Genomic DNA, 19,689 nt, shown 5'->3' with positions numbered 1-19,689 from the left:
TTCATCAGTTTTTCTGTGCAGATAAAAAGTTTAAAAATAAACGTGCCGCACCCACATTTCCTGCAGGCAGCTGTCTGAAAAATGCCAACGGGGTATAAATAAAATTACCCTTCCCATATTTAGCATATAAAGTTGATCCTTTCAAAGGTTCTTCATCTGTATCGTGCATTTCAAAAAGCGGTTCATATGCTGCATCCCATTGGGCAGGGAAATAGGCACCACGCTCCTGCACCCAGCCTTTAAAATCATCTGTAGTAATTTTGTTCGGAAAGTTCAGTAACTTATGATTGGGATTTAACAACGTAACCGCAGCATTTTCTTCGGTAACCCTCTTATTGGCAATGCTGAAATTGTACATTCCCAATTGGTCAACGGATGTATCCTGGTTGGTATTGTACTGCATCACCAAATTACCTCCCGCTTTTGCATAAGACCATAAAAAAGGCATCCAGCGACCCAGCTTTTTCTCTGTGTTATTGGCACGGACACCCAATACAATGGCATCATATTGCGATAGCTTGTTTTGACTACCATTTCCGCCAGATCCATCTATGTTGCCATAAAAATCTTCGTCTTTCAGGACCTCTACCTGAATCCCTGCAATGCGTAGGAATTCGGGAATGAAATCGCCCGCACCTTCTATATACCCTACTTTCTTAACCTTTGCCTTAATATCGCCCTTCATTACAGTGGCTGTTGCAGGCTCAAAATATTGCAAGGAAGGTAAATGCGGGTACTGAATTACTATTTGTTTTTTATGATAGGTAACTCCATCTGCAACAAAATTGGCATCCAATTGCAGACGAGATGAGTGTATTGCGGCAAGCTTAGCTTTTGGAATAACGTAATCGATGGTAGTATTTTTCCCATTGATCGAATTAACATCAGCACTGCCTAATTGTTCTCCGTTATACATCAGGTTTAGAACCCCCTTACTATACGGTTTATTAGAATTAGCCTTAAGATTTAAACTCAAATGTACATCTTCATTGTCTTTGGCCACATACAATGGCTGTGTAAATTTCAGTTCTATTGCAGGAACAATGCGCAAGGCTTCAACGACATCTCCACGCACCGGGTCTAATTTCTTGAAAGATAAAGGAAGTTTAACCTGAAAATTTTCAGAACCGATTTTTAAACCAACCCAAACATTCAATGGTGATTCTGCTTCAGGCAAACCGACTAAAGTCTCATTCGGAACAGAGAAAGTTGCTGCGTTCGTAGGAGGTTTTGCTAACCAGTAAGGTTCCGTGAGTGCTGCATCAGCAGGAATCTGAATGTCATGCTGAATGGTAATTAAAGAATCTTTTGAAAGTTTTTTATTGAAGCTTTCTGACTGACCTAGCCACTTTACATGGTCTAAAACAACAGGATTTGTAGCTCTTGATATCAGATTTAACCTGAAATTGTAATGGTCTCCGGCAACAGCTTCAGCCTGATTGGTCACTACCTCGCCCATAAATCCGGCACAGCTTAAAATGATTTGGTCAAGAGATTGAAGTTTATCCCTTTTCAGATCTGTATCTTTTAACGCCATCACCTTTTTTCGCAAGGCAAGCAAAGCAGGTAAACTAAGGTCCGGATTATTGAAATTGAAAGCGGAAATAATTGTATCTAGTGTCTGGTCAATGTCAGCATTTCCTTGTGAAGTCCAGGTTTTAGAGATTCCGTCAAAAAGTGTTGTTTTTGCAGGTTCACCCATAACATGGGCAAAATATTCAGTTCTGATACCGGCTACAGACTGTGTTCCTGCCCCCTGGCTTTTATGTAAACTTCTGCTCAATCCTGCCAATTCACCATAGCCCATTCCCAGTTGCGCATCATATTGTCCAACGGTAACTTTCAGTTGGTTTTCAGCTGTTGTATTAACCCCACCAAATCGGAAAGTATTCCACAATACGCGTTTAGGCTGCCATACATTGACATATTTTAATTGATCTGGAAAAGCATTTTTATCCCCTGCCAGCTTAAAAGCCTTTTCTGCCACTACAGCCGAAGCCGCATGTTGTCCGTGGCCTGCCGCAGCAGTAGGAGGAAAACGACAAATAATAACATCAGGACGGAATTTACGGATGACCCAAACCACATCCGCTGTAATGCTGTCTGCATCCCATTGTTTAAAAGTATCGGTGGTATTTTTAGAGAACCCGAAATCAATCGCACGGGTAAAAAACTGTTGGGCACCGTCTAACTTTCTCGCTTCCAAAAGCTCATGCGTTCTGATTAAACCCAATGCAGCCCCTTGCTCTGTCCCTAATAAATTCTGACCACCATCGCCTCTCGTTAAAGACAAATAGCCCGTTTCTACATTTTGGTCGTTGATTAACCAGGAAAGTAATCCTGTGTTTTCATCGTCGGGATGCGCTGCAAGGTATAAAACTTTAGGCAGCTTTTTAAGCGTTTTGAGATCGCGGTAAATTTCAGATGATTTGGAGGGCCGAACCTGTTGGGCCGAACAAAAACCCGTATAAAAGCTAAGGATAAATACAGTGATTACTTTTTTGAACATTTAGATTTGCTTTGCAGGGCAAATATAAGTAAATCATCTTTCTTTCAATAGTAAAAGAATCAGACTCTGAATTTCACAAAATAAAACAAACTTTATTGCTAATTATCTATAAAGCTGTTTAAACTTTTTTATTAAACCCCAAAGGAGACACAAAAGCTTTTTAAACACTTAAGCGATTTAAGTTATATACTTTGTATATAAGAATCTTAAAAAATCAAAGATTTCTATTATTATCACAGATTGAGCAGATTTTTCACCCATAAGAATTCTGAGATCTTTTGGAAATTATCGAATCAAACCTTATAGGTTTTAAAACTTATGCATATTAAAAACCTATAAGGTTTAGTCCCTTTATAAAATAAAATCTGCGAGAGAAAATGTTCACAAACATCTGTGAAATTTGTGGAATCTGCGGGAAACTCTTTTAATCACAAACTCAGAGTTCGATGAAATTAAAAAGAACCAAAATATTGATAATCACGTATGAATTAAAGTTTCAAAGAAAATTAAAGCCACTTATTTTTTTCTCATTATATCTCGTGTAAGGTAGAGATAATTAAACATGCAAAATGTGGCTACCGCCCCAAAAGTATGCCATAAAAAGTGGGTTCCGAAACTCAACCATTCCCATTTATCAATGATCCGGAAAGTGAGTGCAAGAGCAAACGACAATAAAGCAAAACCTACCCATTTACCGGCTTTCCATTGGGTATAGATTAAATATCGTAATACCGAAAAAAGCACAAATGAAGCCATGATTGCATAATTTACGTTGATAAAAAGAGAAGTCTTGTCTACCAAAATCCAATTTCTCAAACCCAACATCAATACCAGATATACAAGAACCATTACAACAGCATAGTACCATTTGAGGCTCTGAGCTAAAAAATAAAACCCGGCAGAAAAGCACAATACCATAATAGGTAACCAATCCATCATGATAAATACCGGCCATTGCCTGAATGTATGATAGACAGTTCCTCCTATGGCACCTATGTATAATAAAACCAGGCAGTACGTTAAAAAAGGATATTCTTTAAAATGTCCTTTCATTTTAAGGGTCCAAAAAATGGCTAAGGCTAAAAAGAATGCAGCTGTTATTGCATTTAGCGGCTCAGGGAAAAACTGAGCCATATCTGTTTCTTTATATAACATACCTCCGTCCAGAGGGAATTGATGTATTGGCATTGTCCTTTTTATATTTGTTTATCAGCATGCTGTAGACCACAAATTGCAGACACAGGCCATTTTTATATAGATCGTCTAAATATAGAGAAAATTATGGCATTCTATACCTGAATCTGCCCGATTATATTTTATAAAATTGTTAATTCCAGCAACTTCAGTTATTTCTGTTGTTTGAAAATGATATTCAGCGTTTCAATACTTTTAGATGAGTGAAAATGCATAGATGTTCAGTTTTTAGATTAACGAAAACTTAATACAAACGGTATTGACTCCATTTTAACTGGTTCAAAAGGGTGGTTGGGGTTTTATTTTAATACATTTTTAAGCTCCACCACCTCAAAATTATCATTGTTTTCTAAAAAATGTTTTAAGATAGGAATGTGTCCCTGTCCAAAAATTAAAACAACATAGTTGTCGGAAGGTTCAATTTGATCAAGAATATTTGAATAAATGGCAAGATTTCTTAAATACCAATCTGATACATATTGTGCTCCTGCAAAATTTTTACCTGCTCCAACCTTTGCTATATAATTCAGATAGATTGATAAGTTCCTTTTTAATTCTTCAGGTCTGTTGATGTATTTTAAAACATCAGTTATGGTACCATTTTTCAGTTTATTATCAAAATCACTGATCATTGTTTTTGCATGGACCTGTAAGTCATTCAGTAAATAAAGTTGATTGTTTTCTTTTGCAGTTGCAGCCATTAAACTATCGTGTGTCATTCCATAAAATTTGTCTATACACTTGACATGATTTAATTTTAATTTTTTAGCTAACCTGAAACCAATTTGTTCTCTTTCTGAAACTGTCATTTTATAACGATCTGCTACATATAAACTGTACAAACTGTCGGTTGAGCGTTGTTTGTCAATTGGTCTTTCAATCATTACTTTAGTAGCTTTTGTCTGAGACAGAACATTCGTTAAGTTTTCTAATTCACTCTGTCGCTTTGCACTTAAAAAATCGTCTACCTTTAATTCAAACTGATCGGTATGCGGGGTTTCAAAATGAATCGTTCCGATTAATAAAATCTTCGTTTTCTGAGTCTGTCCGGATACTATAATCCCCAAAGCTAAAGCAAAAAATAGCGTTATCTTTTTCATGTTTTTTATTTTGTTTTCACAGTTAAATAGTTTCTGCGGTATAATAGCCGCCAACATCTTGCCGCTGCATGATGTTACGGGCTAAAGATGCGAGTTTTTTCCATGAGCCACAAATTTTTTAAATCCAGTTTACAAATAATTAAAAAGCACTGCTTTAAAAAAGTAGTGCTTTCTTAGTATCAATACCTGATTCCGATTTTTTTAAAGTTTACAGTTTTCTTTTATTGAGGTCCGTTTAATTCAATTTACTTATTAAATTTGTTTAACTAATGATTAATTTGCATCAATGGATCTACAACAGCTCAAATATTTTCTGGCATTGGCAAAAGAACTTCATTTCTGGAATACGTCTGCGAAAATGAATATTACACAATCTGCTTTGAGCCGGAACATTCAGTCTTTAGAGAGTGAACTGGGTGTTCAGCTGTTTTATCGTGATAAGCGAAATGTGAAACTTACCCCGGCAGGAAAATTTTTGCAGGAAAAATGGAGCGAAGAGCTTAGTCAAATGGAATCTTTTCATCAGTTGGCCCGGCAAATTCATTTAGGTGAATATGGAACGATAAGAATTGCGCATCCCGATTCTATCTCCTCTTCGGTTTTACCCGATTTTATAAAAAAGGTTTCGGCTGCTTTTCCAACCCTTCATCTGGAATTGTTTCAGCTGACTAATGAAATTCAGGAAGATTATCTTAAAAATTATAAGATAGATCTGGCATTTTCCCGTGATATCAATACGTATTCTGGAATTAATGAAAAGAAATTAAACCAGGAAAACCTGTCTTTAGTGGTTCCTGAAAATCATCATTTTACAACTTTATCTGATATTTCTGCAGAAACATTGAAAGATCAGAAATTTCTTTTAACCACAGGAGATGATGGCAGCAGTTACAATGTGCTGGTTCAGGAAGTTCTCGATTTTTACAACATCAATCTTGATTCTTATATTCGATGTGAGTTTGGATCTACCATTATTTCACTGATTAAAAACGGATTAGGCATTTCGATTCTGCCGCATTCTTATCATCTTCACCAAAATACCGGAATCCGTTTTATTCCCCTTCCCTTTGTTACGGATTTGTATATCCAATGGCGGAAAGACGACCCTAACCCGATTCTTAAAAATATTCTGGAATTAGTTTAAAACCATTTCTATATGCGGAATTCCGTCTTCATCGTAAGGACTTCCTACTTCTTTAAAGCCTAGAGCATTGTAAAATTTCAGCAGGTACAATTGTGCGCTGATCCGGATTTTTGATTCTTTAAGAATATCCTGACACCCTTTGATAGAATTTTCCATCAGCTGTTTTCCCAATCCCAATCCTCTATAATCTGAACCAATTACCACCCGGCCAATTGAAGCGTCTTCGTAGGTCAAACCAGGCGGAACAATTCTGGTATATCCTGCCAGATTTCCATCCACTAAACACATCAGGTGATGGCATTTTAAATCTTTATCATCTATATCCTGATACACACAATTTTGTTCTATAATAAATATTTCGCTTCTTAATTTTAATATGTTGTAGAGTTCGATAGTGGATAATTCTTCGAATGATTTTATAAAAAATTCAGTTTTCATTTTGTTGCTTTTTAAATCCAGTTTCATCATAATATCGGTCTGTTCTTCATTTCCGAGTCTGAAAATATGTTTATCAAACGCTTTAAATCCGTGTTTGCTGTAAAAATTAATAGCCCTCAAATTGTTTTCCCAAACGCCCAGCCAAACGTAATACGCATTTTTTTCTGTGGCAATGGCAATCGCTTTGTCATAAAGAGCCTGTCCTACTTTCTTTCCGTGAAAATCTTTAGAAACATATATCCTTTCAATTTCAAGCGCATGATCCCCTTTCATTTCAGTTTGTGACAAACCTGTGTTGAGCTTTAAATATCCTATGACTTTCTGATCCACCCTGGCAAAGTAGAATTCGGAGTTTCTGTCGTTGAGCTCGGCATGAAGCTTTTCTGCCGCAAAACTTGTTTCAAGATATTGCGTCATGCTTTCTGCTGTATTATCCTCGGAGAATGTTTCGGAGAAAGTTTTTTTACTGATCTCCTGTAATTCTGCTATATCGTTTTCTGTAATTTTTGTTATCGTCATTTCCATTTTCTATACTGTCCATTCGTAATTCAACCAATCTTTATTTTCTTTTGCTCCAAGGCGTTCATAGAATTTTTGCCCGGATTTGTTCCAAGGGGCAACGGTCCATTTTATTTGAGAGCAATTGTTTTTTACAGCCTCCATTTTCAAAGCATTCATCAGCTGTTCCCCAATTTTCTGACCGCGATACTTTTCTTCTACATAAAGCTCTTTCATATATATGGCAGGTTTGTTTTGCGCCGTGTAAGGAAGAAAATAATACACCAGCATTCCTGCCATCTGATCTTCATTCTCTGCAACCAAACAATAAAAGTCCGGCGGAGTTTTTTGAAAACCGGATTCTTTCACAATTTCAGGGGTAATTTCAAAGCTGTCCATATAATTTTCGAAAACCGCCAATTGCTCCATCAAAACCCAAAGTTTTTCACTGTCTGATGCTACTGCTTTTCTGATAATAATATTTGTATTCAAACCAATCCGTTTATTGCAGCAAAATTAGCGTGTAGAATAATGCAGAAAAATGCTATTTTTTAATTATTTGATCTGATTTTTGCATTAAAAGAAAGAACGTAAAACTCAATCGTCAATATCAGATTTACTTATCACCATTTATATTTAACGATAACACAACCTATGGAAATAAAGAATGAGTACTAATATCTATACATTTAAAAACCATCTTATTTTAGAGAAATAGAATTTGATATCAATAATTTTCATCAAACATAAAAATATTGAAATTAAAAACATTACAAGTCCATTCAAAATCCCTATATTTTAATAGAATATTACGAATTAATTAATTTTATTTAATTATAAAGGTGTTTTTTTATTTTATCATTAAAAAAAAAGCTATATTTAACCTACCTAAATAACACCTTAATATGAAAACAAAATTTACACAATTCAGTGCCATTCTTATTGCTGGATTCTCATTCGCCCAAGTAGGTATCAATACCGCTTTACCAAAAACAACCATGGATGTATCTGCTAAAAGAGACGGTTCAGGAGTGATTACGGATAACACACAAATATTCGGATTGCAGGCTCCGAGGCTTACAAGAGCTGAGCTTACCGCCAATACGGGTACCTACAGCAGCGATCAGAGAGGAGCATTAATTTATATTACGGATGTTACTGGTGGAGATAATGCCGGACAACGTATCAATGTTACTGCTATGGGTTATTATTATTTTGACGGAGCGGTATGGCAAAGACTTACACAGGCAACCAATACCATCTCTCCGGCGATTTCCGCATTACAATGTACTACCGCTTACTTAAATCCTTCTACGTATGCTCCCGGTACTCCTTTCAATGGAAACCTGAGAGTTACCTATAACCAGGGAAACGGAGGCTCATATAATTCAGGAGCTCCTTTTACAGTAAACGGATTAACTTTCCAGCTAAGACCCGGAACTTTAGAGTTTGGTGATGGCGAATTGGTATTTTCAGTGAGTGGAACGCCTACCACTGCTAATGATATGACTATTCCTATGACCAGCACTACCGTTCCTTTCTTAACAGCAGCACAAAACTGTAATGCTACTGTGGGAAATACGAGCCGTGCAGACATTTCATCTGTCGCTGTGATGGGATATTCTACCCTAACAACCGACGCCAATGGGAAACAGGCTTATACTTTCCCTCTTACTACCCCGGATGGTAAGTATTCGATCAGGGTAATATTTGATACCACAAGTGGTACCACCCTTGCCAATCCTAATGTACAATTGTACAATAATACAGGGACTACCGTTAATCTGTATTGGAATTATAATACGGAATATGGTGGTTATATTGGTTCAGCGGTAACAACAACCAATATTACTTCAGGAGTATGGGGCGGTATGGCAGATTCATCAGCCACTTGGTATCCTCAAGGCACAGGAGCAATGGGTAACGCTTACTGGGGGAATATAGGAATTATAGATGGGTCCAGTGGCGGACCTGAGCATAGAAGATATACCTGGATAGACAGTAATCCTTCTTCAAAAACAGCTTATACCGCAACCATTATGGCAGGAGCTCCCACTTCAGGCAATTCCCAACCCAATCTTACTAAAATATTCATCAAGATAGAACAAGTAAAAGCACCATAATATAATGCCCCTGAAAAAGGGGCATTTTTATTTATATATAAAGTGTATGGTACATTCATGGATCTCGCTCTCCGAAGTCTCCTGACTTTGGAGCAAGTTTAAAAGAAATAACCTGGTGACTTTATAAGCTCAAATTCAGGAAACTTTGCTCAGCTGGAGATCATACTTGGAATTATTTTTTGATTAAAAGATTAAACGCAAAGTATATGAGTAATTTCGCCTTATTGTAAGGAGGTAAAGTGGTGCGACTTTGTCGCTGATGAAGTTGTATGTTTATCAGCACACTTCGACGAATCAACAAAGTTGATTCTGTTCTTTGCTCCCTTACCATCAACAGTTTCAAAAATAAAAACGTTGCGTCAGAAAAAATACCATCAGCCATTATTATAATTATAGATCATACTTGGAATTATTTTTTGATTAAAAGATTAAACGCAAAGTATATGAGTAATTCCGCCTTATTGTAAGGAGGCAAAGTGGTGCGACTTTGTCGCTGATGAAACGGTATGTATATCAGCACACTTCGACGAATCAACAAAGTTGATCCTATCCTTTGCTCCCTTACCATCAACAGTTTCAAAAATAAAAACTTTGCGTCAGAAAAAATACCATCAGCACATTATTATAATTATAGATCATACTTGGAATTATTTTTTGATGAAAAGATTAAACGCAAAGTATATGAGTAATTTCGCCTTATTGTAAGGAGGCAAAGTGGTGCGACTTTGTCGCTGATGAAGTTGTATGGCTATCCGCACACTTCGACGAATCAACAAAGTTGATTCTGTTCTTTGCTCCCTTACCATCAACAGTTTCAAAAATGAAAACTTTGCGTCAGAAAAAATACCATCAGCACATTATTATAATTATAGATCATACTTGGAATTATTTTTTGATGAAAAGATTAAACGCAAAGTATATGAGTAATTCCGCCTTATTGTAAGGAGGCAAAGTGGTGCAACTTTGTCGCTGATGAAGTTGTATGTTTATCCGCACACTTCGACGAATCAACAAAGTTGATTCTGTTCTTTGCTCCCTTACCATCAACAGTTTCAAAAATGAAAACTTTGCGTCAGAAAAAACACCATCAGCACATTATTATAATTATAGATCATACTTGGAATTATTTTTTGATGAAAAGATTAAACGCAAAGTATATGAGTAATTTCGCCTTATTGTAAGGAGGCAAAGTGGTGCAACTTTGTCGCTGATGAAGCGGTATGGTTATCCGCACACTTCGACGAATCAACAAAGTTGATGCTATCCTTTGCTCCCTTACCATCAACAGTTTCAAAAATGAAAACTTTGCGTCAGAAAAAATACCATCAGCATATTATTATAATTATAGATCATACTTGGAATTATTTTTTGATTAAAAGATTAAACGCAAAGTATATGAGTAATTTCGCCTTATTGTAAGGAGACAAAGTGGTGCGACTTTGTCGCTGATGAAGCGGTATGGTTATCCGCACACTTCGACGAATCAACAAAGTTGATGCTATCCTTTGCTCCCTTACCATCAACAGTTTCAAAAATGAAAACTTTGCGTCAGAAAAAATACCATCAGCACATTATTATAATTATAGATCATACTTGGAATTATTTTTTGATGAAAAGATTAAACGCAAAGTCTATGGATAATTCCGCCTTATTGTAAGGAGGCAAAGTGGTGCAACTTTGTCGCTGATGAAGTTGTATGATTATCCGCACACTTCGACGAATCAACAAAGTTGATTCTGTTCTTTGCTTCCTTACCATCAACAGTTTCAAAAATAAAAACTTTGCGTCAGAAAAAACACCATCAGCACATTATTATAATTATAGATCATACTTGGAATTATTTTTTGATGAAAAGATTAAGCGCAAAGTATATGAGTAATTCCGCCTTATTGTAAGGAGGCAAAGTGATGCGACTTTGTCGCTGATGAAGCGGTATGTATATCAGCACACTTCGACGAATCAACAAAGTTGATTCTGTTCTTTGCTCCCTGAAAATATGCATAATAAAACTAAATCTTTGCGTCTAAAAAACATCATCAATACATTAACAATCTGAATCAATAATTTACACACAACCCTCTTATCCTGAATGAGTGTCAGCCATTCTCTTTTCTCTTTTTCTTTGAACAATAAGGTGTGCAGCATCCAGCATTTTAACGGTATGAATGTAGGGCATCACGATATTCCTTTCCGGTAGATTTTCATAGACACCCATGGAGAAATAGACGATTCCGGACATAAAATAATCAAATTCTTTGAGGGTGTATGCTCTGAATGCTTTTTTGAAAACCAGCAGCGGATTCCGGTATTCCTTCTCCGAAAGCAAGCCAAGAAGCCACGGGGAAATCTTTTCTGGTTGAGTATCTACAATCCATTTTCTTTCCTTTAGCATCATGAGATATCCTGCCCGGATCAACGACCTCATCGACTGATGAAACCGGAAGATCACCGCCGGATCTTCATGGATCCAGCTATTTCTCTTTACCGCATAATTTACTAAGTTGCTGAGCATTTCTTTGGAATCATCCAGCTCATTGAAGTGGAAGAAAGTTTCTATCAGCTGTAGCCCGGAGTGCTTGTTATCTGCCCGAAAGTGGGTATCGAAATGTGTTTTTATCTTTTTCATGAAGTTGTATTTTTTTATAAATGTAATAAAAGAAATTCAATTACGGTCGATCGACCGTAATTTTTTATTATTTAATTATTTCATTTGTTTTATGACAGATATAAACGAGAAAATTTGTTCATACATTACAAAAAAATGGTTGATACCTTGGCTTCAAGAAGGCAAGTCACAAAATTCTTTTGCCAAAAATCATGGTGTAGAAGAAAGTACAATTAGAAAAATTAAAAGTGAAGAAACTTACAGAATACCAGTTGAAACACTTTTTAAAATATGTGAAGCAAGAAAAATTAGTTTATCTGATTTCTTTAAACTTATAAATGAATAATCCTGACGAGAGTTGGGATTTTTTTGTGACAAAATTTTCGAAATCTTTAAGAAATTCCATAAAAATACTGATTCAAGATTTTAAAATGGTGTTTATTTTTGGTATTTACGGGAAGCCGTAAAACTTTATTTCAATATATTCTATATATTTGATAATAAGTGATAATTTTTATATTATATGGCAAAAAAAAGATATACTATTGAGGAACTTGACTTTAAAGATGATTCACCTGAAGAACAAGTTAGAACCAGAAAAATATTTGAAGACTTAAAAAATAGAGCAGAAAAAGGAGAGAACTTACTAGAGAGGGAAAAAGAATTTTTATGTTTATCAATAAAATTATCATATAACCCTGATGACGGTGAGCCTGAAAATTTTAAATTTTGTAATGATTTTATCTTCCATGAGCTTTATTTAACATATTTCCACAATGATTTGGCAGGCCCTTTTTTTAAAGCCAAAAGAGGAAAAATTGTAAAAGTTGAAATGGACGAACAGCTTAAAGATATGAAAAAGTTACAAAATATATCTGATAATTGGCTTAAAGAAATTCAAATTACGAATCATAAAGATCAAATTTTACAAGAACTTTCAACAGAAACAAGACAAGATTTGAAAACTCTTGAAATAAAAATACCTAATTGGGTAAGAAAAATTAAGGCTAATCAAGATCGTTATAGATTACAGAAAGATAAAATCATCCTTCAATCAAAATTTATTTATCATTTGGCTAAGTCAGTAATGGAAAATTATAATCCAGAAGACTTTGAAATAAATTTTTCTGGTTCAATAATCGAATTTACTTCTTATTCTTTAATTCACATTACAAGTAGGCATTATGCAGAACCAATAAAAGGCAATAAAGCAAAAACGTATCATTATAAAAACTTTTTACCTAAAGAATTACACTTAGATCTAAAAAATATATTGACTAAAATAGATAATGAACATTTAATTGATATAAATAAAACAGACAATATTATTTTTGAATATGAGGGTATTACATATCAATTATGGGTTCAAAAAAGATATAAACAAATAAAAGGAAAAGGAAATGTTCAAATAAATAGAATTCAATCATTTTACCCAATTTATGATACAGCACAATTAACCAAAATTAAAAATGATTTACAAAGAATAAAGATTGAACATAATCTTTATTTATGGTATAAACCAAATTAATTTTTTTTACAAGAAAACCTAGACAATTGCGCAAATACATTGCATATATAATAATTATTTTTGATAAAAATTAAATATCATGAATGAAAATATATTTGAAGAATTAAGGAATAAAGCTTGGGGTTTTTATGATAATAATGATTACAAAAAAGTTGAAAAAATCTGCAATGAAATAATTGAAAAATTTCCTAATAAATTTACTGGATATTATATTCTAGGCATAATAAGACATACTGGGAAGCAATATAAAGAAGCCGTGAATTGCTTTGAAAACGTTTTAGAAAAAGACACAGAAAAAAAGGTGCTTGGTTTAGTCTATTATTGGCTTGGGGAAATATATGGAACTGAATATGATTGGGACTGGGATACTAAGACAAAAAAAAATAATCAAATTTATGATTATGAAAAATCAATTTATAATTATGAGAGATCTTTTGAATATGAAAATTATCCTCGAGAAACTGTTCAAAAATTGATTTATCTCTCTAGAAAAGATTATTATAGGAAATGTCATATTCTTAAAAAATCTATAGAGAAATTTGAAAATGATGCGGAGTTTCTTATTGAATATTCTAAAAGTTTAATTCAAATAAATAAAAGAAAAGAAGCATATATTTTTTTGCAGAAAAACTGTGAAGTTTACAAGTATCCTATTCTTCATTACCAACTCTCAAAAATGTACTATGAAGATTCTGAATTCAATAACTCTCTTACAAATTGTGAAATTGCATTAAAAAATTACGAAGGAGATGCAAATTATGTTTTAATTGGTTTAAATTATAGTTTGGGTAAAATATATTATAAGAAAAAAGATTGGTTATCTGCTTATAATTATTTAAAAAAATCTTTTGATATAATTATTGATAATAATCTTAACACCGAATATACCAATCACAACTTCTGGGTATGTGCATTTGGTATTATTGCAAGTTTAGGATATTTAAAAAGAAATTCAGAAATAATAAATTTCATTAATTCTCTTACATTTTTACCTGAAAATTTAAACTATCTTGAGTTTGAGTTTATATTCACTTTAGATAATACTTATACTGACACCGAAGTAGAATTGTATGAAAGAAAAAATATATCTCTTCTAACACAATTAAAAACCAAGAGTAAAAATTTAGACTTTAAAACTAAAGTTTCTTGGTTGCAGTACATCTTGCAACTCCATAATCAAGATTCTGATAGCCAGCATAATTTATTACGAGAAATTTTATCTAATGATAATTATACATTTGATATTTTATACGAAAAACTAGGAGAAACCTATATTGAGCAAATTATATTCAATGATGAAAACCTTCAATTACTTTTATATGATTTAGAAGAATACCAAAAATTTAAAACAAGTTTTGATCCTTCTTATTTATCATCTATTATTGATACATTGTTTACTAACAAAAGATACTCACAAATAATTAGTTTGAAAGATAATTTCAATTATCACCAATTAAATGAAGCGGATAAATGGTTTGAAATTGCATATTCTTATAATGAAATTAATAAAATACAAGAAGCTCAGGAAATATATGAATATCTTTATAAGAGTAAAAAAACAGGAGCTATATTAAATAACTTAGCTAACATTTATAGTAATAAGACAGATATTTTGTATGTTGAAAAAGCTGTCCAAATGTATGAAGAAGCAATAAAAATAGCTGGGAATAAAGAGTTATATGAACGAAATTTAAAAAACACTAAAAAAGTTTTTGAAAAACTTTCAAAAGAAAAGAGCAATGAAGATTACACCAATAATTCATTCAAAAAGTCGTTGTTATTAATTAAAAATGAAGATTATTTCAGTTTAGACTCATTAAATAATTTTCTAAATAACATAAAAAAAGAAGAAGATTTTAGAGATGGAAAAATTCCTATACAAAATGAATATTTTCCATCTCTAATAAAAACTAACATTGTAAATGCTTTAAAGCTAAAAGAAATTTGGATTTCCAAAAATTATATTTTACCTACTAATAATTTTGATAATTATAATATTCCTATTTATAGAATAAATCCTTATATACAAGAAGAATTAATCAAACAAAGACAATTGATTTATGAAAAAGATATTCCAATAAAATGGATTGATGGCTTTGCCAAATTAAACATGTCAAGGTTAGATGAAATTGAGTATTTTATTTTAAAAGATAAAATATCTAAATTCAATAAAAAATATAAGGAATTAGTTTTTAGAGATTTTGATGAACTAGTTTTAAACTATCTAGTAGGAAATATAAAATCTACAGTTGTATTATCTGGATCTTTTGTTGAGTTAATATTAACCTTTTATTTAGAAAGAAAAAAAATAAGAAATGTTACGTATTCTCAAAGTGGAAGAACAATCAATAGAAATATTTATGATTGTACTCTCCATGATTTAATTTCTTTTATTGAGGAAAACAATTATTTTGGGAAAGATTTCTTTCATTTGACAAACTTATCAAGAGTTTATAGAAACTTTATTCATCCTGGACGAGAACTAAAAGATGAACTTAATAAAGGAAAATCTGATATATGTTTTTTCAGTACTCTAGAAGTTTTAAAAAAAGTTTAAATAACTAACTAATCTACTATACCAATAAAAACTCTTGTTGTCTAAGTTTACAATAAATACATAACCATAATTTAATGATAGATATTAATAATTTAAACAATGATATTAAACACACCAGTGAACATTTGCAATTAATGAATAAAATATTAACTTCATATGATATTGTACATGGAATATTACATAAAAACAAAATTGAATTAGCTAAAGATTTTGAAATAGAATTTGCTAACTTTCAGTATATACTAGTATTATCTCAATTTGAACTTTCTTTAGTATTTAAATCAATTTATTCTCTGAATGATCTTGAAAAGATTCATAATATTAAAAGAGGTCTATTAATTCTTTATGAAACCAAAATTGCACTAGATAAGCTAAATCTAACTTTAAAAAGAATAAGTCTAGATTTTCCCCAACTTGAAGATGAGTTTAAACTAATAAGAGATCTTATAAGAAATTCAAAAAAAACAATTTTGTCACATGATAGAATTGAAGATATCAGAAATAATGTTTCAGCTCATATTAATCCAAACTTTTTAGAATATTATAAATATTTTGAAAAAGTTGATCTTTCTGAAGACCTTAATTTATTAACGAATATGAAAAAAACATTTTATACTATAGAAAATTTCATTAGTAAGGTTAGGTCTTTAAAACGCTAGACATAAATCTAAATATTTTATGTTCCCCTGCTCTCCGAAGTCTACTAACTTTGGAGTAAGTTTAAAGGTAATAATCTTATTTACTAGCTCAAAGTCGAGAAAGTTTACGCAACATAAATTAAAACAAAAAAATCCCAGCTTTCGTTGAGATTTTTAAGTAAAGAATATCTAATTCTATATTCTTATAAGCTTTACATTATTTTTTTATCAGCTCTACCCTACGGTTTTGTGCCCTCCTTATTCAGAACTGTTATCTGCTATCTGATTTTTGCTGCTAAAGCCTTTTGACTTGAAGTACGTTTAAAGGAAATAATCTTATTGACTACCCCAAACTTGTAATATTTTGCGCAACATAGAACTCCTGTCAACCCGCTCTTCGAAGTATACTGACTTCGGAGCAAGTATAGCGGGAGTCATCTTATTTACCAGCTCAAAGTCAGGAGACTTTGCGCAGCCGAGATCAAAAAATGTAATGAATCCAATAAGTTTATCGATGAAATAAGCAACCTTATTTTTTCCGGTTCCATATAGCTTTGCATGATTGTTTGAAACAACATAAATCGCTAGATACAGAACTATGAAAAAAACACTAAGGCCGGTTAAAATTGCACTGTCATTTTTATTATTTACTGTCGCCAATAACCTGTACGGCCAGGTAGGAGTAAACACAACCACGCCACAGGCTACGCTAGATGTAACAGGTTATGCAGAAGATGCTGCCAAAACAGATGGCATTATTGCACCACGAGTAACCGGTAACCAATTGAAAGCAAAAGACAACCTCTACAACAGCACACAGGATGGAGCTATTGTATATGTTACAGAGCCGTTGGCAGTGAATGAAACAACAAACCGGACCATCAATGTCAGGGCTAAAGGCTATTATGAATTTAATGCCAGCCTGGGAACAAACGGACAGTGGGTTTCTATGTTTCAGAGAGATCCGGCTATAGTTGCGGGTGGTAATATTTTGAACCGGACCATGATCCCCGAAACTGTTCTTAGTACCAGCGGTACCACTCAGGCCACCTTGTTTTCCCAGCAATTTACGCTGAGCAGGAAATCTATCGTTGAAGTTTATTTTTCTGTTCCGGTCACCAATCTTTTAAGAGCAAACGGGCAGACCCTTGTGGATGGTGCTTCTAAATTATTTGGACTGAATGTTTACCTGTCCAAAACAGATTCACCTACGTTCAGTAACCAAAATATAGTACGTGACACTGAAACTTTTACCAATTCAGGAAATAATTATGTTGTAGGAATATTTCAACTGAACGGCAGCCGGAAATTTGTTTTGGATGCCGGCACCTATACCATGAATTTCAGTGGTTTTGTATACGCGAATCCTTCTGACCCGGTAGGAGTACGCGCTACTTTCGGAACCAACAGTACAGCCAATTCAGATTTAAGATCAGTCATAGATATTGTAGCCTCCCCGGTTGATCAGTAAAGCTCTTCGCACAAAGATTCTAAAAACACTAAATATCAATCCTTTCAGATCAATGTAGGCTTCTTATATTCACAGCGTTCTCCAAAGTATCTCAACTTTGAGGCAAGTGTAAAGAAAATAATCTTATTTACAGCTTAAAATTTCCTCATTTTTCACATCTGAAATTAAAACAAAAAAATCCCAGCTTTCGTTGGGATTTTTAAGTAAAGAATATCTAATGCTATATTCTTATAAGCTTGACATTATTTTCTCACCAGCTCTACTCTACGGTTCTGCACCTTTCCTTGTTCAGAACTGTTATCTGCTATCGGGTTTTTGCTGCTGAAGTCTTTTGACCTGAAGTACGTTTAAAGGAAATAATCTTATTGGCTACCCCAAACCTGTAATATTTTGCGCAGCATAGAACTCCTGTCAATCTGTAATCTATAATATAACAAATACTCAACTTAATCGTTTTTTTGACTATAATTGTATCATTAAAAAATGATTATCCCTGTGAAAACTGCAATACCGTTTCGCTTTAGTTTATTGACCATCCTTACTACATCTGCTTTTACCATAATCCCGGCACAATCAACTGCTGTTCTTCCGATAAAGAAAATAGATAACGATACGCTTTTAGTGGCTTATAAGAAATCTATTGATGATGTTTCACATGGGTTGTATCTGGAGGCTTCATTCGGTATGCTCAAAAGATTGAATGTGGAAAGTGTGGATCAGCTTGATGATCCCGATGTGGTAGATCAATGGGCACAGGTGATGTCTACAATGACAGGAATACCCACATTCAACAAGGCTAAAAGTTCGGACTTCCATGTACCCAAAGAACAGATTGCGAACCTGCGTTTATCTAGAGGAGCTAATGCCATCGATGAAATAGTAAAGCGTGCGCGTCATACCCGTATCGTTATTCTGAATGAGAATCACCTGGATCCTCGTGGACGTGCTTTCGGACTTGAAGTGGCCCAAGCTTTACAACCGCTTGGCTATACCATTCTTGCTATGGAAGCTTTGAGACCGTATGCAGATGATCAGGAAGAACGCCGCAAAATGGATCAGCTGTCGGCAGATGGAGTTGTGAGAGGAGCAGGTGATTTCTATAGTGGTTATTATTTTGATGATCCCATTTTCGCTGATTTCGTAAGACAATCGCTAGCAATGGGTTATCACCCGGTATCTTACGAGACAGCCGGTCGGGGATATACAGCTCAGGAGCGTGAAGAGAAACAGACAGACAATCTTATTCGTCGTGCTGTGCAGGCTTTTCCGGAAGCCAAAATTCTTATGTATGTCGGCGAGCGCCACGCCGCTGAAGGGCCTATTCTCAACGAAGAAAAACCTTATCTGAAAATGGCCGCTATTCTTAAAGCTAAAACCGGCATAGACCCTCTCACGATTGATCAAGCCGGACTATCCCCTATCCCAATGAACAGACCTGACGTTGACCTATACAAAATTGCCTCATTAAAAGCTCCGAAAACATCAGTCGTTTTATTGAATCAGGGTAAACCTTTAACTACAGGTCTTTTATCCGGTGCTGTAGATTTACAGGTAGTTCATCCGCCAGTTAAACTTATCAATGGACGCCCAGAATGGCTATTAAAGATGAACAGACATTCCATGTCCGTTCCTAAGAACCTCCTGCCAGCATCAGGTATAAGACTCATTCAGGCTTTCGTTGCAGATTCACCGGCAGATGCCCGTCCCATCGATCAGGTATTAATCATGCCCGGTAAAAAACCACCCGTTTTAATGCTGCCTGACCTCAAGGTTCGTTATGCCACTCAGGATTTTCCGAATCAGATAAAAATTTCGGATCAATAGGTGTCAATCTGTATCTAGCTCTTCGGCTTCCACCATTTTTGTTAATCGTAGTCAACCAGC

14 protein-coding genes and 1 pseudogene are annotated in these 19,689 nt (G+C 34.1%); 8 read left to right on the top strand and 7 right to left on the bottom strand.

The window, feature by feature from the left end:
- Positions 1 to 4: 4 nt before the first annotated feature.
- The 3 genes from EG344_RS19315 to EG344_RS19305 all read right to left on the bottom strand — a co-directional run bounded on the left by EG344_RS19315 (position 5) and on the right by EG344_RS19305 (position 4,803).
- Positions 5 to 2,509, bottom strand: coding sequence for a PIG-L family deacetylase (locus tag EG344_RS19315; RefSeq protein WP_123910993.1), 2,505 nt, complete (start codon positions 2,507 to 2,509; stop codon positions 5 to 7).
- 516 nt (positions 2,510 to 3,025) lie between these two features.
- Entirely contained in the window at positions 3,026 to 3,697 is a 672-nt protein-coding gene (locus EG344_RS19310; RefSeq protein ID WP_123910992.1) for a hypothetical protein, read from the bottom strand.
- A gap of 305 nt (positions 3,698 to 4,002) precedes the next feature.
- Positions 4,003 to 4,803 carry a DUF5694 domain-containing protein gene (locus EG344_RS19305; protein WP_123910991.1) on the bottom strand — a complete coding sequence of 267 codons (801 nt, stop codon included), beginning with the start codon at positions 4,801 to 4,803 and terminating at the stop codon, positions 4,003 to 4,005.
- Between the two features lie 286 nt (positions 4,804 to 5,089).
- Between EG344_RS19305 and EG344_RS19300 the strand changes: the two genes are divergently transcribed.
- On the top strand, positions 5,090 to 5,947 hold the full coding sequence (locus EG344_RS19300) for a LysR family transcriptional regulator (protein ID WP_123910990.1): 858 nt from the start codon (positions 5,090 to 5,092) through the stop codon (positions 5,945 to 5,947).
- Here EG344_RS19300 and EG344_RS24320 read toward each other — a convergent pair.
- The 3 genes and pseudogenes from EG344_RS24320 to EG344_RS19290 form a co-directional block, all read right to left on the bottom strand.
- Positions 5,939 to 6,235 carry a GNAT family N-acetyltransferase gene (locus EG344_RS24320; protein ID WP_317126496.1) on the bottom strand — a complete coding sequence of 99 codons (297 nt, stop codon included), beginning with the start codon at positions 6,233 to 6,235 and terminating at the stop codon, positions 5,939 to 5,941. The genes EG344_RS19300 and EG344_RS24320 overlap by 9 nt on opposite strands.
- Before the next feature lie 162 nt (positions 6,236 to 6,397).
- A pseudogene (locus EG344_RS24315) lies at positions 6,398 to 6,904 on the bottom strand (GNAT family N-acetyltransferase); the annotation flags it as partial.
- Between the two features lie 9 nt (positions 6,905 to 6,913).
- Complete coding sequence (locus EG344_RS19290) at positions 6,914 to 7,375, bottom strand: GNAT family N-acetyltransferase (RefSeq protein ID WP_228412773.1); 462 nt, start codon at positions 7,373 to 7,375, stop codon at positions 6,914 to 6,916.
- Positions 7,376 to 7,788: 413 nt separating this feature from the next.
- On the opposite strand from EG344_RS19290, the gene EG344_RS19285 reads away from it, so the two are divergent.
- On the top strand, positions 7,789 to 9,006 hold the full coding sequence (locus EG344_RS19285) for a hypothetical protein (RefSeq protein WP_123910988.1): 1,218 nt from the start codon (positions 7,789 to 7,791) through the stop codon (positions 9,004 to 9,006).
- A gap of 2,080 nt (positions 9,007 to 11,086) precedes the next feature.
- Here the strand turns inward: EG344_RS19285 and EG344_RS19280 are convergent.
- Entirely contained in the window at positions 11,087 to 11,632 is a 546-nt protein-coding gene (locus EG344_RS19280; RefSeq protein WP_123910987.1) for a hypothetical protein, read from the bottom strand.
- A 91-nt stretch (positions 11,633 to 11,723) separates the two neighbouring features.
- Between EG344_RS19280 and EG344_RS19275 the strand changes: the two genes are divergently transcribed.
- The 6 genes from EG344_RS19275 to EG344_RS19250 all read left to right on the top strand — a co-directional run bounded on the left by EG344_RS19275 (position 11,724) and on the right by EG344_RS19250 (position 19,629).
- Positions 11,724 to 11,957: a helix-turn-helix domain-containing protein gene (locus EG344_RS19275; protein WP_002977873.1), complete on the top strand. Its 234-nt coding sequence runs from the start codon at positions 11,724 to 11,726 to the stop codon at positions 11,955 to 11,957.
- 177 nt (positions 11,958 to 12,134) lie between these two features.
- Positions 12,135 to 13,139, top strand: coding sequence for a hypothetical protein (locus EG344_RS19270; protein WP_123910986.1), 1,005 nt, complete (start codon positions 12,135 to 12,137; stop codon positions 13,137 to 13,139).
- A gap of 79 nt (positions 13,140 to 13,218) precedes the next feature.
- On the top strand, positions 13,219 to 15,696 hold the full coding sequence (locus EG344_RS19265; protein ID WP_123910985.1) for a hypothetical protein: 2,478 nt from the start codon (positions 13,219 to 13,221) through the stop codon (positions 15,694 to 15,696).
- A 74-nt stretch (positions 15,697 to 15,770) separates the two neighbouring features.
- A complete protein-coding gene (locus EG344_RS19260; protein ID WP_123910984.1) occupies positions 15,771 to 16,355 on the top strand; it encodes a hypothetical protein in 585 nt (194 codons plus the stop codon).
- Positions 16,356 to 16,932: 577 nt separating this feature from the next.
- Positions 16,933 to 17,805, top strand: a complete 873-nt coding sequence (locus EG344_RS19255) for a hypothetical protein (RefSeq protein WP_123910983.1) — start codon at positions 16,933 to 16,935, stop codon at positions 17,803 to 17,805.
- A 495-nt stretch (positions 17,806 to 18,300) separates the two neighbouring features.
- Complete coding sequence (locus EG344_RS19250) at positions 18,301 to 19,629, top strand: hypothetical protein (protein WP_123910982.1); 1,329 nt, start codon at positions 18,301 to 18,303, stop codon at positions 19,627 to 19,629.
- Positions 19,630 to 19,689: the final 60 nt, after the last annotated feature.

Source organism: Chryseobacterium sp. G0162, assembly GCF_003815715.1.
In the GTDB taxonomy this organism is placed as follows: domain Bacteria; phylum Bacteroidota; class Bacteroidia; order Flavobacteriales; family Weeksellaceae; genus Chryseobacterium.
This window is presented reverse-complemented; position numbering and strand designations above follow the sequence as displayed.

Coding starts and splice junctions, on each gene's coding strand:
- EG344_RS19310 (WP_123910992.1), bottom strand. CDS start 3,697: ATGCCAATACATCAATTCCCTCTGGACGGAGGTATGTTATATAAAGAA.
- EG344_RS24320 (WP_317126496.1), bottom strand. CDS start 6,235: ATGTGTTTAGTGGATGGAAATCTGGCAGGATATACCAGAATTGTTCCG.
- EG344_RS19270 (WP_123910986.1), top strand. CDS start 12,135: ATGGCAAAAAAAAGATATACTATTGAGGAACTTGACTTTAAAGATGAT.
- EG344_RS19260 (WP_123910984.1), top strand. CDS start 15,771: ATGATAGATATTAATAATTTAAACAATGATATTAAACACACCAGTGAA.
- EG344_RS19305 (WP_123910991.1), bottom strand. CDS start 4,803: ATGAAAAAGATAACGCTATTTTTTGCTTTAGCTTTGGGGATTATAGTA.
- EG344_RS19255 (WP_123910983.1), top strand. CDS start 16,933: ATGAAAAAAACACTAAGGCCGGTTAAAATTGCACTGTCATTTTTATTA.
- EG344_RS19315 (WP_123910993.1), bottom strand. CDS start 2,509: ATGTTCAAAAAAGTAATCACTGTATTTATCCTTAGCTTTTATACGGGT.
- EG344_RS19275 (WP_002977873.1), top strand. CDS start 11,724: ATGACAGATATAAACGAGAAAATTTGTTCATACATTACAAAAAAATGG.
- EG344_RS19285 (WP_123910988.1), top strand. CDS start 7,789: ATGAAAACAAAATTTACACAATTCAGTGCCATTCTTATTGCTGGATTC.
- EG344_RS19280 (WP_123910987.1), bottom strand. CDS start 11,632: ATGAAAAAGATAAAAACACATTTCGATACCCACTTTCGGGCAGATAAC.
- EG344_RS19265 (WP_123910985.1), top strand. CDS start 13,219: ATGAATGAAAATATATTTGAAGAATTAAGGAATAAAGCTTGGGGTTTT.
- EG344_RS19300 (WP_123910990.1), top strand. CDS start 5,090: ATGGATCTACAACAGCTCAAATATTTTCTGGCATTGGCAAAAGAACTT.